The organism is Pseudomonas sp. PDM25 (assembly GCF_019219045.1).
In the GTDB taxonomy this organism is placed as follows: domain Bacteria; phylum Pseudomonadota; class Gammaproteobacteria; order Pseudomonadales; family Pseudomonadaceae; genus Aquipseudomonas.
In genome coordinates this window covers 61,718-76,819 of sequence record NZ_JAHUWL010000016.1, presented here as the reverse complement: position 1 = coordinate 76,819, position 15,102 = coordinate 61,718, and the positions used below count along the sequence as shown (strand labels likewise).

Annotated in this window: 13 protein-coding genes and 1 pseudogene; 1 reads left to right on the top strand and 13 read right to left on the bottom strand. The window is 58.7% G+C overall.

All coding sequences use genetic code 11. The features are described 5' to 3' along the window. Nucleotides 1-76: 76 nt before the first annotated feature. The 4 genes and pseudogenes from KW848_RS25255 to KW848_RS25240 all read right to left on the bottom strand — a co-directional run bounded on the left by KW848_RS25255 (nt 77) and on the right by KW848_RS25240 (nt 2,522). Nucleotides 77-235 (bottom strand): YqaE/Pmp3 family membrane protein, encoded by a 159-nt coding sequence (locus tag KW848_RS25255; RefSeq protein WP_007904205.1) that lies wholly within the window; start codon nt 233-235, stop codon nt 77-79. Between the two features lie 83 nt (nt 236-318). Further along, nucleotides 319-639 (bottom strand): DNA-binding transcriptional regulator, encoded by a 321-nt coding sequence (locus tag KW848_RS25250; RefSeq protein ID WP_192409265.1) that lies wholly within the window; start codon nt 637-639, stop codon nt 319-321. After that, a pseudogene (locus KW848_RS25245) lies at nt 632-987 on the bottom strand (type II toxin-antitoxin system RelE/ParE family toxin). The gene KW848_RS25250 and the pseudogene KW848_RS25245 overlap by 8 nt, the downstream one beginning before the upstream one ends. Nucleotides 988-1,238: 251 nt before the next feature. Continuing rightward, on the bottom strand, nt 1,239-2,522 hold the full coding sequence (locus tag KW848_RS25240; protein WP_218538434.1) for an aspartate aminotransferase family protein: 1,284 nt from the start codon (nt 2,520-2,522) through the stop codon (nt 1,239-1,241). Between the two features lie 169 nt (nt 2,523-2,691). Between KW848_RS25240 and KW848_RS25235 the strand changes: the two genes are divergently transcribed. Continuing rightward, a complete protein-coding gene (locus tag KW848_RS25235; RefSeq protein ID WP_111448574.1) occupies nt 2,692-3,621 on the top strand; it encodes a LysR family transcriptional regulator in 930 nt (309 codons plus the stop codon). A gap of 227 nt (nt 3,622-3,848) precedes the next feature. Here the strand turns inward: KW848_RS25235 and KW848_RS25230 are convergent, their stop codons facing one another. The 9 genes from KW848_RS25230 to bioF all read right to left on the bottom strand — a co-directional run bounded on the left by KW848_RS25230 (nt 3,849) and on the right by bioF (nt 15,074). Then, nucleotides 3,849-5,627, bottom strand: a complete 1,779-nt coding sequence (locus tag KW848_RS25230; protein ID WP_192409263.1) for an acyl-CoA dehydrogenase C-terminal domain-containing protein — start codon at nt 5,625-5,627, stop codon at nt 3,849-3,851. Nucleotides 5,628-5,814: 187 nt separating this feature from the next. Beyond that, nucleotides 5,815-7,611, bottom strand: coding sequence for an acyl-CoA dehydrogenase C-terminal domain-containing protein (locus tag KW848_RS25225; protein WP_218538433.1), 1,797 nt, complete (start codon nt 7,609-7,611; stop codon nt 5,815-5,817). A 90-nt stretch (nt 7,612-7,701) separates the two neighbouring features. Then, nucleotides 7,702-8,991: a GGDEF domain-containing protein gene (locus KW848_RS25220; RefSeq protein WP_111448571.1), complete on the bottom strand. Its 1,290-nt coding sequence runs from the start codon at nt 8,989-8,991 to the stop codon at nt 7,702-7,704. Nucleotides 8,992-9,189: 198 nt separating this feature from the next. Further along, entirely contained in the window at nt 9,190-10,995 is a 1,806-nt protein-coding gene (locus tag KW848_RS25215; RefSeq protein ID WP_111448570.1) for a phenylacyl-CoA dehydrogenase, read from the bottom strand. Between the two features lie 277 nt (nt 10,996-11,272). Next, complete coding sequence (locus tag KW848_RS25210; RefSeq protein ID WP_218538432.1) at nt 11,273-11,569, bottom strand: pyrroloquinoline quinone biosynthesis protein PqqE; 297 nt, start codon at nt 11,567-11,569, stop codon at nt 11,273-11,275. Between the two features lie 120 nt (nt 11,570-11,689). Beyond that, a complete protein-coding gene (gene bioD, locus KW848_RS25205) occupies nt 11,690-12,370 on the bottom strand; it encodes a dethiobiotin synthase (protein ID WP_218538431.1) in 681 nt (226 codons plus the stop codon). Further along, entirely contained in the window at nt 12,367-13,179 is an 813-nt protein-coding gene (gene bioC, locus KW848_RS25200; RefSeq protein ID WP_218538430.1) for a malonyl-ACP O-methyltransferase BioC, read from the bottom strand. The genes bioD and bioC overlap by 4 nt, the downstream gene beginning before the upstream one ends. After that, a complete protein-coding gene (locus KW848_RS25195) occupies nt 13,172-13,903 on the bottom strand; it encodes an alpha/beta fold hydrolase (protein ID WP_218538429.1) in 732 nt (243 codons plus the stop codon). The genes bioC and KW848_RS25195 overlap by 8 nt, the downstream gene beginning before the upstream one ends. Next, nucleotides 13,896-15,074: an 8-amino-7-oxononanoate synthase gene (bioF, locus tag KW848_RS25190; protein ID WP_218538428.1), complete on the bottom strand. Its 1,179-nt coding sequence runs from the start codon at nt 15,072-15,074 to the stop codon at nt 13,896-13,898. The genes KW848_RS25195 and bioF overlap by 8 nt, the downstream gene beginning before the upstream one ends. Between the last annotated feature and the right edge of the window lie 28 nt (nt 15,075-15,102).

The following is a 15,102-nucleotide window of genomic DNA, read 5'->3' as shown; positions in this document are numbered from 1 at the left end:
AATGGATCTGTGGTGTACAGAAATCCTTGTGGGAGCGAGCCTGCTCGCGAAAGCGATCTAACGGGCGCCGCTAAACTCAGCGCTTGGCAATGATGTACACCGCATGCACGATCCCGGGGATGTAACCGCACAGCGTCAGCAGAATATTCAGCCAGAACGCCCCGGCGAAACCAACTTGAAGAAACACACCCAGTGGCGGCAACAGAATGGCGATGATGATGCGAATAAAGTCCATGGGGTTAGCTCCTGATGGAAGTTGGCTCGTGCGAGCCTACAGCTAATCGACCTTTACCGTTCGTCAGGGTTCAGTGCGGTTCTTCAGGCCAGTATCTCAAGACCGTGTTTCTGAACGATGCTCAACAACTTCAGCGCCATGCCGCTGGGGTGCTTGTCTCCCGCTTCCCATTGTTTAACCGTCGAGGCGCTGGTGTTCAGATAACGCGCAAACACTGGCTGGCTTACGTTGTTGCGTTCGCGTAACGCTTTGATCTGCTCAGCGGGGATCGCATCTGGAACTGTTGCAAGACATGATTCATCGAATTTGCGCATGGTTGCCTTGCTGATTGCACCGATGGCAAACAAGGCACTGGCTGACTCGTGTATCGATTCCGAAATTTCATTTTTGAATTTTTTACTCATGAGGTATCTCCACAAACTCCTTCATATCCAGCAAGCGCTGGATTTCCATCTCGGTCAGCCCTCCATACGTCTTGGCTAACTCGCGCAAGTCGGCCAACTGCCTCGGACTGATATTGCTCTGGTCTTTCTTGGCATACAGAAACTGATAAACCCAGTAACGGCCACCTTTGGCCAAAACAATTGACCGATGACGGTTGGCATTCAACCGTTTTTTCCAGACCCGCCGCCGAGATTGTCCGCCTGGCCGTTGAGCATTTCGGCGAATGCTTCACGAAGCTCGTCATCATCGATCCAGGCCTTCCCGACTTGCATCGAAAAACGTTTCGTTTTGAATAACCTTGGTGACATCGGCTTCCCTTCCAAAACATACCACCCAGTGGTATAGAATTCAAAGCCAGTTCCACGACAATATTGTTTCACTGGCACCGACACTCCTTGCCGATACGCTCTAAAAAGCCATTGATCCCACTACCGCTCAAGCACTGAATGGCATTTGGCAAAACGCAGAGACAAAAAAACGCCCCACGCCAAAATAATCAGGCATGGGGCGATGCGTTATACCGCGAGACGGTTCGGGAATTCGTGTAGGGCGGGTCTGATCAGACGGCAATCCCTTTGCGGCACTGCAGTTGCGCAGTGCGCACGCGGGAGAAGGCACGGGCCAGGCGCAGGAGCATTTCGTCGATGTTGGCTTTGCTGACGGTCAGGGCCGGGGTAAAGCGCAGGCAATCGGGCTGCGGAGCGTTGAGCAGCAGGCCTTCGTTCAACGCCGCCTTGACGACGGCGTCAGCCGATTCGTCGGACAAGGTAAGACCCCAGAACAGTCCTTGCCCGCGCAACTCGCCATGACCATAGCGATGGGATAAACGCTGCAGACCTTCGCTCAGGTGCTGACCGATTTCCCCGACATGATCGAGAAACCCCTTGTCCTGAACGCTGTCGAGGACGGCAAGACCGGCCGCCATCATCAGTGCATTGCCATGATGAGTACCTGTCACTTCGCCGACGTCGAAACAGCAGGCTTTGCCCCGCGCCAACAACGCCGCCAATGGCACGCCGCCACCCAGCCCTTTGCCGAGAACGACGATATCTGCCCGCACGCCGTAGGATTGTTCGGCGAGTAAAGTGCCGCAACGACCGATACCGGTTTGCACTTCGTCGAAGATCAGCAGAATCCCAAGCTCACGGCACAGGCGCTCGACGCCTTTGAGGTAATGCTCGGTGGCCGGTATCACCCCGGCTTCGCTCTGGATCGGTTCGAGCATGATCGCCACGGTCTGGGCGTCGACGGCCGCATGCAAGGCCGCAAGATCATTGAATGGCACGTGACTGAAGCCCGGAAGCAGCGGCTCGAATCGGTTAGTCAGATTCAAACTGTCCGACGCCGACATCGCCCCCAGACTACGACCGTGACAGCCGTTGTTGGCAACAATGATCCGCGAAGCCCCGCCGCGATGTCGCTGGCCCCATTTACGCGCCAATTTGATCGCTGCTTCACAGGCTTCGCTGCCACTGTTGAGCAGGTAGGCCTGATCACTGCCGGTGCTGGAACACAGTCGCTCAGCAAGATTGAGCATGCCGCGGTTATGCAGGCCGAAGCCGGGGTTGATCAGCGACTGAGCCTGCGCCGCGATGGCGTTGACCAGAACCGAAGGACTGTGTCCGAGGCTATTGGCCCCGCCACCCTGTGAGAAATCCAGATACGCGCGGTCATCGCTGTCCCACAACCATGAGCCCTGGCCGCGCACGAATATCTGTTTCGGTCGCTCGACACTGGGCATCAGGCACTCGCTGGAAAGATTTTCGCCTTGGGACGGCATGAAGGCGTCCACGGCCAAGTCATCAAGACTCGGAGGATTGCGCCGCAAGCTGAACAAGTTCATCTGATCAAACCTCGTGCGAGGTTTTTTGCCTTACCTATGTAAACACCATTGAAGCAAACGGTATTCATCGCGCTCTGTGGCCCTGTAAGCCTTGTGAATGCGGTTAGACTAGGCTCACGCGAGGCCTTGAGCCATTTCGTTTTCCCAGCATTTTCGATAAGCACACCTTATGGATTTCAAACAACTGCGTTATTTCGTCGCGGTCTACGAAGAAGGTCATGTGGGCCGGGCTGCCGAGCGGCTTTCAATCTCCCAACCAGCACTGTCCCAGCAGATCCGCCACCTCGAACAAAACCTCGATGTGAGCTTGTTCGAACGCAGCAGCAAACGCCTGCTGCCCACCCTGGCGGCACATACGTTGTACAACCATGCGCTGCCCTTGCTGGATGGATTGCAACGGGCACGGGAAGCCTTGGGCAACTTCAAGGGTCAGGCATTGCGCACTCTGGCTATCGGCGTATTGCAGACTGTTCATAGCAGCCTGGTGCCACAGATGCTCGAACGCGTGCGCAAGGCGCAGCCGCATTTGGTGGTGCAAATCTATGAACTGACGGGGCTGGAAATCGAGCGGCGCTTGCTCAATGGCTCGCTGGACATCGGCATCGGCTATCTGCCACCTCGTCAGCCGGGGTTGCACGGCGTGATGCTGTACGAAGACGAGCTGACCCTGGTCATCCCGGCGGATCACCCGTTGCGCGAATTCAAGAAAGTCTCGATGAGTCAGGCTGCCGAATTGCCGATGTTGCTGCTGGGTGAAGAGTTTCAAGTGCGGCAGATCTGGCAAGCGCAACTGGCCAATCTGGGACGACGCCCGCAGGTACAGGCAGAACTGAACAACATGGCGGGGATTCTCGACAGTTTGCCGCACACGCGACTGGCGACGGTACTGCCCGGACGCTCACAACAGGCACACGGCAATAAGGAACTGTTGTGGAAACCACTGAGCGAGCCGAGGGTGCCGCTGAAAGTCGGATTGGTGTGTCGGGATGTGCAGCGACAACAGGCCTCGCTGACCTTGTTGCGTACGCTGTTGGAAGAAGTGATGAATGGCGCGGATGGGCGTTTGATCAGCCCGGCAACACTGGATGAGATGAGCTAAGCACTTTTTTGCAGGCAAAAGAAAACCCCGCCGAAGCGGGGCTTTGCAGACTGTTTCCCTGACATCCATTTCACTCCGCCGTCCTGGCAGAATCCTACGTGTCCGTGTTGTTGCTTTGCGCTTCCTGCGCGACGTCCATGTGAAGTAGATTAGCTGTGGATCCAATCTTCATCTATGGGAGAAGAGCAGCACGTCATGTAAGAGAATGCTTACATGAGGTTACATTGTCAGAACTGTCCTGCGTCCAGCAGGAACAACGACTCGCTGCCGGCCTTCACCGACGCGCTCAACGAGTGAATACGCGGCAGAAGGCGTGCGAAATAGAACCGCGCCGTGCCCAACTTGCTCGCGTAGAAATCGTCCTGCGCTTCTTTGCCAAAAGCGGCCTTGGCCATCAGTGCCCACATGTACGCATACGCCGTGTAACCGAATGCTTGCAGATACTCGACCGAAGCAGCACCGATTTCGTTCGGGTTGTTTTTCGCCCGATCCAGCAACCAGGCGGTCAGTTCGTCGAGGGTAGTCACCGCATCGTTCAGCGGTTTGGTGAACTCCACCAGATCAGCGCTGGCGGTCGCAGTGAAATGACGGATCTCGTCGGCAAACAGATTGTAGAACGCCCCACCGGTGCCGACGATCTTGCGGCCTACCAGGTCCAGCGCCTGAATGCCGTTGGTGCCTTCGTAGATCTGGGTGATGCGCACGTCACGCACCAGTTGCTCCTGGCCCCACTCACGGATGTAACCGTGGCCGCCGAACACCTGCTGGCCGTGAATGGTGGTTTCCAGACCCAGGTCGGTCAGGAACGCCTTGGCCACCGGAGTCAGCAAGGCCACCAAATCTTCCGCGCGTTTGCGGGTGGTGGCGTCTTCGCTGAACTTGGCGGTGTCCAGTTGCATGGCCACATAAGTCGAAAAGGCACGACCGCCTTCGTTCGAGGCTTTCATGGTCAGCAACATGCGACGCACGTCCGGGTGGACGATGATCGGGTCAGCGACCTTGTCCTTGTTCTGCGCACCGGTCGGCGAACGGCTTTGCAGGCGGTCGCGGGCGTACTCGACGGCGTTCTGGTAAGAGCGCTCGCCAGAGGCCAGGCCCTGGATACCGACGCCCAGACGTTCGTAGTTCATCATGGTGAACATCGCGGCCAGACCTTTGTTCGGCTCGCCGACCAGATAACCCACGGCCTCATCGAAGTTCATCACGCAGGTCGCGGACGCCTGGATGCCCATCTTGTGTTCGATTGAACCGCAGGTCGCCGGGTTGCGCGCGCCCAGGGTGCCATCGGCATTGACCATGAACTTCGGCACCAGGAACAGCGAAATGCCTTTCGGCCCCGCCGGTGCGTCCGGTAGCTTGGCCAGCACCAGGTGAATGATGTTCTCGGTCAGGTCATGCTCACCGCCAGTGATGAAGATCTTGGTGCCGCTGACTTTGTAGGACCCGTCGGCCTGAGGCTCGGCCTTGGTGCGAATGATCCCCAGGTCCGTGCCGGCGTGTGGCTCGGTCAGGCACATGGAGCCAGCCCAGACACCGGCGTACATGTTCGGCAGGTACGCGGCTTTCAGCGCTTCGCTGGCGTGGGCGTTGATCGACAGGCAGGCGCCCGCGGTCAGCATCGGGTACAGGCCGAACGACAGGCTGGCGGAGTTGACCATTTCTTCGACTTGCGCCGAAACGGCCTTGGGCATGCCCATGCCGCCGTAGGTCGGATCGCCGCCGACACCGACCCAACCGCCTTCAGCATAAGTCTGATAAGCCTGTTGGAAACCTGCCGGCGTGGTGACGGCACCGTCCGCCCAATGGCAACCTTCTTCGTCAGCCGCACGGCTCAGGGGCGCGATGCTTTTGCTGGTGACCTTGCCGGCTTCTTCAAGAATGGCTTCGACCGTTTCAGCATCGACAGTCTCGGCCAGCGCAGGCAGCTCGGCCCAGAGTTTGGCGACCTCGAAAACTTCATTGAGGACGAAGCGCATATCGCGCAGGGGCGCTTTGTAGTCAGCCATGGCAAACCTCGCAAGATCTAAACAGGTGATTCGTAGGAGTGGTACTTTCGTTGGGTTTGAGTGTAACCCAACAACTTTTACGACACATAGGGTCAGCTCATGACCGTATTGTTATTTTTAGTCACAGGAAAGCAAGCCATTAAAGAAGCCCGCAACTAGGCGGGCTCTTTTACGTCGGTTTGAAACACTATAGTGCGAATAACTCCGCAGGCAGGTTCATCAGACAATCGCTGCCCGCCTCGATGGCCGCACGATGAGCCGCCGTGCGTGGCAACAATCGCTTGAAGTAAAACTCGCTGGTCGCCAGTTTTGCCTGGCAGTAATCGGCATCGCCGCTGCCCGAATCGAGCTGCGCCTGAGCGACCAACGCCATGCGCAGCCATAGATAGCCGAGGATGATGTAACCGCTGTACATCAGGTAATCCACCGATGCCGCGCCGACTTCATCCGGATTTTTCATCGCCGCCATGCCGACCTTGGTGGTCACCTCACCCCACTGCTGATTCAGGTCGTTGAGCTGCGCCACGTAGCTGGCGAGTTGCGGGTGTCCGGCGTTTGCCGCACAGAACTTGTGGACGATTCTGGTGAACCCGCGCAGCAGTTTCCCTTGGCTGCCGAGGACTTTTCTGCCAAGCAAGTCCAGCGCCTGAATGCCGTTGGTGCCTTCGTAGATCGGTGCAATCCGGCAGTCGCGTACCAACTGCTCCATGCCCCACTCGCGGATGAAACCGTGACCGCCGAACACCTGCATGCCGTGGTTGGTCACTTCCAGCCCGGTATCGGTCATGAAGGCTTTGCAGATCGGCGTGAGGAACGCCAGCAGGTCTTCGGCCTCCTGACGCGCCGTTTGATCCGGGCTCAGATGCGCCACGTCCAGCAACTGCGCGGTGAAATAAGTCAGCGCCCGATTGCCTTCGTTGAAGGCCTTCATGGTCAGTAACATCCTGCGCACATCAGGATGAACGATGATCGGATCGGCGGCTTTTTCCGGCGCTTTCGGGCCGGTCAGCGCGCGCATTTGCAGACGATCATTGGCGTACTTGATCGCGCCTTGAAAGCTCGCCTCCCCGAGACATAAACCCTGCATGCCGGTGCCCAGCCGAGCATGGTTCATCATGGTGAACATGCAATTCAGGCCCTTGTTCGGCTCACCGATCAAGAAGCCCTTGGCGTCATCGAAGTTCAGCACGCAGGTAGCCGAGGCCTTGATGCCCATTTTGTGTTCGATCGAGCCGCAGGAAACGCCATTGCGCTCCCCCGCTTCACCCTCGTCGTTGGGTAGGAATTTAGGAACGATGAACAGGGAAATGCCCTTGGTCCCGGCCGGGGCGTCCGGCAGTTTCGCCAGCACCAGGTGAATGATGTTTTCACTCATGTCGTGCTCGCCGGCGGAGATGAAGATCTTGCTGCCGGAAATCGCATAGCTGCCGTCGGCTGCAGGCACGGCGCGGGTTTTGATGATGCCCAGGTCGGTGCCGCAATGGGCTTCGGTCAGGCACATGGTGCCGGTCCATTGGCCAGCGGTGAGCTTGCTCAGGTAAGTCTGTTTCTGTTCTTCAGTGCCATGGGCGTGGATTGCCGACATTGCGCCGTGAGTCAGGCCGGGGTACATGCCCCAGGAGGTGTTGCTGGAACCGACCATTTCGCTAATGACCAGCCCCAGCGAACTTGGCAAACCCTGGCCACCGTAAACCGGATCAGCCGCCAGACCGTGCCAGCCACCTTCAACGTATTGTGCGAATGCCTGCTTGAAGCCTGTAGGCGTAGTCACCACGCCATTGTCGAAATGGCAGCCTTCTTCGTCGCCGCTGCGATTCAGCGGTGCGAGAACGTTCTCACAGAATTTCGCGCCTTCTTCGAGGATCGCATTGACCATGTCCGGGCTGGCATCGGTGGCACCCAGCGCGGCGTAGTTGCTGTGAAAATCGAAGACGTGGTCGATCAGAAAGCGCATGTCGCGCAGGGGAGCTTTGTACTCAGGCATGGTCATTTCTCCGGCAGCAGATTCCCCAAACCTACTGCCGCACACCCGACCTCACAATCACAGTCCAGGCGCTGAATGCGCCATCATCACTCAATCAGTAGCAGCGTCCATGCGCACCGCACCACGACGGCTCTGACCGAACGCCACCACACAGTTTCGCCCCGCGCCCTTGGCACTGTAGAGCGCCTCGTCAGCGGACTTGAGCACTTTCTCGGGGGTGCGTTGCTCCAGTCGTTCGGCCACGCCGATGCTGACGGTAACCGACACACTTGAGGCGCCCGAGCCTGCGCGACGTTGACGACCTTGCTGGTCGTCCTGAGGGCGGCTGTCCTGATTGCGCAGCTGAATGTTGTAGGTGGCGATGGACTCGCGGATGACTTCCAGGTGCGGCATGCACTCTTCGAGGGTCTTGCCTGCGAACACCAGGGCGAATTCCTCACCGCCGTAGCGATACGCCCTACCGCCTCCGCCGATTTTCGACAGTTTGCTGGCGACTAGTCGCAGCACCTGATCGCCGACATCGTGACCGTGGGTGTCATTGAATTTCTTGAAGTGATCGACATCGCTCATCGCCAACACGTAATTGCGCCCCAACCGCTGCATCCGCTCGTTCAAGGCGCGGCGGCCCGGCAGGCCGGTGAGTTCGTCGCGGAAGGCCATTTGGTAGGCCTCGTGAGCGACCGCTGCGGCAATCATCAACATCACCTGACTGCACATGATGTTCAGGGTAAACGGCAGGATGAAGGTTTTCGGCAACATCCAGAACAACCCGAGCAGGCCCACCAATTGGGCAGCATGCAAGGGTCTCGGGTTGCGCCAGTATTGCCAGGCCAGCAATACAAACGAGGCGATGAACACGGGATAAGACAACTGGATCAGACTCATCCAGGCGCCATGCAACGCTGGCCAGCGGATCTCCGACAGCCACATCAACAGCGCCTGTGGGTAACTTTGTTCCAGTCCCAACGCCACGCTACCAAAAGCCAGCAACACGGCGAATCGCGCCACCATGTCCTGGAACAGGTGGGTGCGCTCCTGCCAGGCGGCGAACACACCAAATAGCAGCGGCAGCAACAGGCAGCACAGATGGAAGACCACAGCGGCGTCTTCACGAACCTTGCCGTTGTCGCGGTAATAATCGGTCTGGGTGTCGAGCAGGAAGTAGGCGATGTACACCGTGACCATCAGAAACAGCTCACGCTGACGTCGGTAAACCGCGCAGTAAGCACCGCCGAGCAACAACACCAAGGTTGGCAGTACGTTGAACAGCGAGGTGAAAAAGACGTTCAGATCCTTCACGTACGCAGCCGCCAGCCCCGCGAGCAAAAGCAGTAATGACGGCAGGAAATGGCTGAAACGTACAGCGGAAGAACGCGGCAAGGGTAAAGCTCCGACCCGGCAAACTAAGATGGCATTGTGCCTTCTCTTCGGGCGACATGTCACATCGCCACCCTCTTTAACGGCAGCAAAGGCATTCTTCTTAGCGTTTTAGTCAGGAATATTTACGCGTAGATATCGCGCACAAAAAAGCCGCTGCTCCCGAGGAAGCAGCGGCTTTATAAAGCGACAGCGTGGGGCTTAGTAACCCAGCGCGAAGTCTTCTTCTTTCATGTCCATCAGGTTGTTGGCGCCCGACAGCATGGTAACAACGTGAGTGCGGGTACGCGGCAGGATGCGCTGGAAGTAGAAGCGCGCAGTCTGCAGCTTGGCGGTGTAGAACGCCGTTTCGGTGGTGCCGGCAGCCAGTTTTTCGGCAGCCAGACGCGCCATGTCTGCCCAGAAGTAAGCCAGGCAGGCGTAACCGGAGTACATCAGGTAATCCACCGACGCCGCGCCGACTTCCTCGCGATCCTTCATGGCCGCCATACCGACCTTCATGGTCAGCTCGCCCCACTCTTTGTTCAGTGCAGCCAATGGCTCGACGAACTCTTTGACCGCTTCGTTTCCTTCGTTGGTCTGGCAGAACTTGTGGACGATCTTGGTGAAGCTCTTCAGAGCCTCGCCTTGAGTCATCAGCACTTTACGGCCCAGCAAGTCGAGTGCCTGGATACCGGTGGTGCCTTCGTACAGCATCGAAATGCGGCTGTCGCGAACGTTCTGCTCCATGCCCCACTCGGCGATGAAGCCGTGGCCGCCGTAGATTTGCACACCGTGGTTGGCGGATTCGAAGCCGACCTCAGTCATGAAGGCTTTGGCGATCGGCGTCATGAACGCCAGCAGTGCGTCGGCCTTCTTCTTCTCTTCTTCGTCCACGCCGTACTTGACGATGTCGACTTGCTTGGCAGTGAAGTAAACCATCGCACGGTTGCCTTCGGCGAAGGCTTTCATGGTCAACAGCATACGACGTACGTCAGGGTGAACGATGATCGGATCAGCGGCTTTTTCCGGCGCTTTCGGGCCAGTCAGGGAGCGCATTTGCAGACGATCACGAGCGTATTTCAGACCGCCCTGGAAGCCGATCTCGGCGTGAGCCAGACCTTGCAGCGCGGTGCCCAGACGTGCGGTGTTCATGAAGGTGAACATGCAGTTCAGGCCTTTGTTCGCCGGGCCGATCAGGTAACCGGTGGCCGCGTCGAAGTTCATCACGCAGGTGGCGTTACCGTGGATGCCCATCTTGTGTTCCAGGGAACCACAGGTCACTGCGTTGCGTGCGCCGACCGAACCGTCTTCATTCGGCATGAACTTGGGAACGATGAACAGCGAAATGCCTTTGGTGCCAGCTGGCGCATCCGGCAGACGTGCCAGCACGATGTGGACAATGTTGTCGGCCATGTCGTGCTCACCGGCCGAGATGAAGATCTTTGTGCCGGAGACTTTGTAAGAACCGTCGGCCTGAGGTTCAGCCTTGGTGCGCAGCATGCCCAGGTCGGTGCCGCAATGCGGTTCGGTCAGGCACATGGTGCCGGTCCATTCGCCGGAAACCAGCTTGGTCAGGTAAGCCTCTTGCTGCTCAGGCGTGCCGTGCTCGGAAATGGTGTTCATCGCGCCATGGGACAGGCCTGGGTACATGCCCCACGACCAGTTGGCTTCGCCAACCATTTCGCTGACGGCCAGACCCAGAGATTCCGGCAGGCCTTGGCCGCCGTGCTCTACGTCGTGGGCCAGGCTTGGCCAGCCGCCTTCGACGAATTGTTTGTAAGCTTCTTTGAAACCGGTCGGGGTTTTAACGCCGGACTCGCTCCAGGTGCAGCCTTCGGTGTCACCCACGCGGTTCAGCGGAGCCAGCACCTGCTCACAAAACTTGGCGCCTTCTTCGAGAATGGCGTCAACCATGTCTGGAGTAGCGTCCTGGCAAGCCGGAAGGCTCTGATAGTGCGCTTCGTAGCCGAGCAGTTCGTCACGAACGAAGCGAATATCACGCAAGGGGGCCTTGTAGTCAGGCATAGCGATAAACCTCTGCTGATGTAACCGGGAATGAACGACCGCGTTGATTTGTTGTGACGGTCAAACAGTTGTTTGAAACATACGTTTACGCCTAAATCTTGTCAAGCGCCGATCTTTTGCCGTTCGTCATTACCCGGGGTAAATACCAGACCCACAGCCACGCAACACCGTCGCCTGAGCAATACGCAGTGGAGGAAAGATTAGTTGAGGGAGAAGGATTTACGCAGAAAAACGCCGCGAATATTCGCGGCGTGGAAGGTGCGGGTTCAGCGAGGATTCAAGCGTAGGTATCAATCAGCGTACCGAGCATTTCATCGGATGCCTTGGCAACTTTGACACCCAGTTCAACCTGAAATTTGCCTTGGGACATCTCGACCATGTTACTGGCCAAGTCCGACTGCTGACTGCGATCCACCGAGCGCAGACGATCAACCTGAGCCTCGGAAGACTGGCTGGTCACCGAACGCTCAATCGTCGTGTTGGCAATCTGGCCAGAGGCCTGATCGACACGGTTCTGCCCTGTCTGAATAGTGCTCAGACCGGCATAAAAAGCGGTGCTTCCTGAGATTTCCATGGGAGAACTCGTCCTACAAAGGATCAACAGCGGCCATTGAACCAGACCCACTGACAAAAGGCCCGACAAAAACACTAATAGCACAGTGCCTTGTCATAGTTAAAACCCCTGCCAGAAAACTCAGTCCAGTAGATCCAGTTGCAGATGCTCCGCCACTGCTTCAGCCGTCACCGACTTGAGTTTCGGCACACGCCCAAGGCACGGTGCCGGGATCCGCTCAGCGAGTGTTGCGAGGTTTTCTTCCAGACGCGAAGTCTTCGGATCGATGATATTGGCCACCCACCCTGCCAACTGCAAACCGTCCTGAGCAATCGCCTCGGCCGTCAGTAGCGCATGGTTGATGCAACCCAGGCGCACGCCCACCACCAAAATCACCGGCAGGCCCAGCGCCATCGCCAGGTCCGACAGATTGTCCTGATCCGCCAAAGGCACTCGCCAGCCTCCAGCACCTTCGATCAAGGTGAAGTCCGCCTGCATATCGAGAATTTCCCGCATGGGCGTCAACAGTGATTGCACCGTCAATGCCACGCCGGCCTCCCGCGCGGCCAAGTGCGGCGCGATCGGCGGCTCGAACGCCATAGGGTTGACCTGTGCATAAGTCAAAGGCACTGAGCACTCCGCCAGCAACGCCAACGCATCGGCATTGCGCAAGCCCTTGGGTGTCACATCGCATCCAGAGGCGACCGGTTTGCCCGCCGCCGTGCTCAAACCGGCCGACCGCGCGGCATACAGCAAAGCCGCGGCAATGGTGGTCTTGCCGACATCAGTGTCAGTACCGGTGATGAAATAGGCGGCGCTCATAAGGGTTTCTCCAACACGGCGTAGACCACTTGATAAGTCGCCGGCAATCCTTTGGCCTGACGAAACCGCTCATAAGCCTCGATCAAACCGAGGATCCGCGCCCTGCCGGTCAAACCACCCGGCCGACCGGGGTTCAGGTTGTGGGCACCCAGCGCCTTCAGTTCATGGGTCAGGCTGCGCACATCCGGGTAATGCAACACGTGCGGTCGGGTTTCCAGACTCGCGACGCTCAACCCACTGTCCGCGCAAAGCTGTTGATAAACCCCGAACTCGCGAAAGCGGTTGACGTGCACCATGCCATCCACCTGTCGCCAGCTGTCACGCAGCTCGAACAGTGTGCCTACGCATAGACTAGCAAACGCGAAAATTCCGCCTGGTTTCAGCACCCGATTGGCTTCACTGAGCACCGAAGCGAAATCCGCGCACCACTGCACCGCCAGGCTGGAGAAGATCAGATCGCAGGTCGAATCCTGCAACGGTAACCGCTCGGCATCGCCTGCGATGAAATGCGTTGCACCACCTAACGGCCGGGCGTGATTGAGCATGCCTTCGGCGATGTCCAATGCCAGTCCGTGACTGGCAGGAAATCGCTCGCCCAATGCACGGCTGAAATGCCCGGTGCCGCAGCCCAGGTCCAGCCAGACACCCGGCACAAAGTCCTCAGGCAAACGACTCGACAATTCACTGCCAACATCGCGCTGAAATTCGGCCACGCTGTCGTAGCTTGCCGCCGCACGGGAAAAAGAGGCCGCCACCCGGCGTTTGTCGGGCAAACCGCCGGGCAGGTTGGGAAGGGATAAATCAGTCATCACCGCACTCATGCAAAAAGGCCTGAATCGCCCCCGCCACACCGTGAGGGTCTTCCAGAAGAAACGCGTGACTGGCCTGCTCGATCAGACCGATTTCAACATCCGGCAGCAATGTCAGCAGATCACTCGCCGCTTCGGCTGGAACCAGTCCGTCGAGGCCGGCGAACAAGTGCAGTTGCGGGCCGCGGAACGCCTGCAAAGCCTGGCGGGTATCCAGTTGTGCGAGCAACTCCAGGCCGCTCATCAGCACCTCTGCCGAAGTGTGTGGCGCGCCACCGAGCAACAGCCGAGACAACCCGCGCGGGTCTTCAGCCCCCTGAGCGCAGAGCAGCGAAAAACGTTTCAACGTCATGCGCGGATCCGCCTTGCAACCGGCCAGAAACGCATCGAAGGTTTCGGCAGGCATCGCGCTTGGCCATTGCTCATGGGCGACAAAAGAAGGATTGCTCGCCAGGGTCAGCAAGCCGCAGCAGCGATCGCCGCGCCGGGCTGCCAACTCTGAAGCGAGCATGCCGCCCAGCGACCAGCCGCCGAGCCAGGCGTCCTGAGGCACCGTCGAATCCAGCTCATCGAGCCACGCCTCAAGATCGCTCGATTGCAGTTCCGGAAACGGTTCGATCTCGACCCGCAAGCGTTCATCCAGTCCTTGCAACGCTGCCGCCAAGGGCTCCAGGGGAGAAATGCCGAGACCCCAGCCGGGCAGCAGAATCAGGCGATCACGCATGGCTTGGCTCCGGTCCCAGTTGTTGAAAACAATCGGCCAGTCCATTTAACAATAGCTGTACCTGCGCCTCGCTGTGGGCGGCGGTCAGGGTCACTCGCAGTCGGGCGCTGCCGGCGGGCACGGTCGGAGGACGGATCGCAGTGACCATCAGACCGCGTTCACGCAGCATCTGCGACAGTCGAACCGCACGCCCGGCATCGCCGATCATGATCGGCTGGATCGGCGTGAAGCTGTCCATCAACTCCAGGCCGATCTGCTCGGCACCGTGGCGGAACTGGCGGATCAACGTTTTCAGATGTTCACGTCGCCAGTGCTCGGTACGCAGCAACTCAAGGCTTTTCAGCGTCGCGCAGGCCAGCGCCGGCGGCTGGCTGGTGGTGTAAATGTAGGGACGGGCGAACTGGATCAGGCTCTCGATCAGCTCTTCGCTGCCAGCCACAAAAGCCCCGGCGGTCCCGAACGCCTTGCCGAGGGTGCCGACAAGCACCGGCACGTCTTCCTGGCTCAAGCCGAAATGCTCGACGATCCCGCCGCCATTGGCACCCAGCGGACCAAAGCCGTGAGCGTCATCGACCATCAGCCAGGCACCTTTGGCCTTGGCTTCCCGCGCCAACGCCGGCAGGTCGGCAATGTCGCCGTCCATGCTGAACACGCCGTCGGTGACCACCAGGGTATTGCCGGTCGCCTTCTCGAGACGCTTGGCCATACTCGCCGCATCGTTGTGCAGATAGCGATTGAAGCGAGCTCCGGACAACAGCCCCGCATCCAGCAGGGACGCGTGATTGAGCCGGTCTTCCAGCACCGTATCGCCCTGCCCGACCAGCGCGGTGACCGCGCCGAGGTTGGCCATGTAACCGGTGGTGAACAACAGCGCGCGCGGACGACCGGTGAACTCGGCCAGGGCTTCTTCCAGTGCGTGATGTGGGCCGCTGTGGCCGATCACCAGATGCGAAGCACCACCGCCCACGCCCCAACGAGCGGCGCCAGCGCACCAGGCTTCGATCACTTGCGGGTGATTGGCCAGGCCCAGGTAATCGTTGTTACAGAACGCCAGCAACGGCTGACCATCGACCACCACTTCCGGGCCTTGAGGGCTTTCGAGCAATGGGCGTTGGCGGTAGAGATTTTCGGCACGACGGGCAGCAAGGCGCGCGCTGAGATCGAAAGACATGCAGACCTCGGGCAGTCAGATTACATAA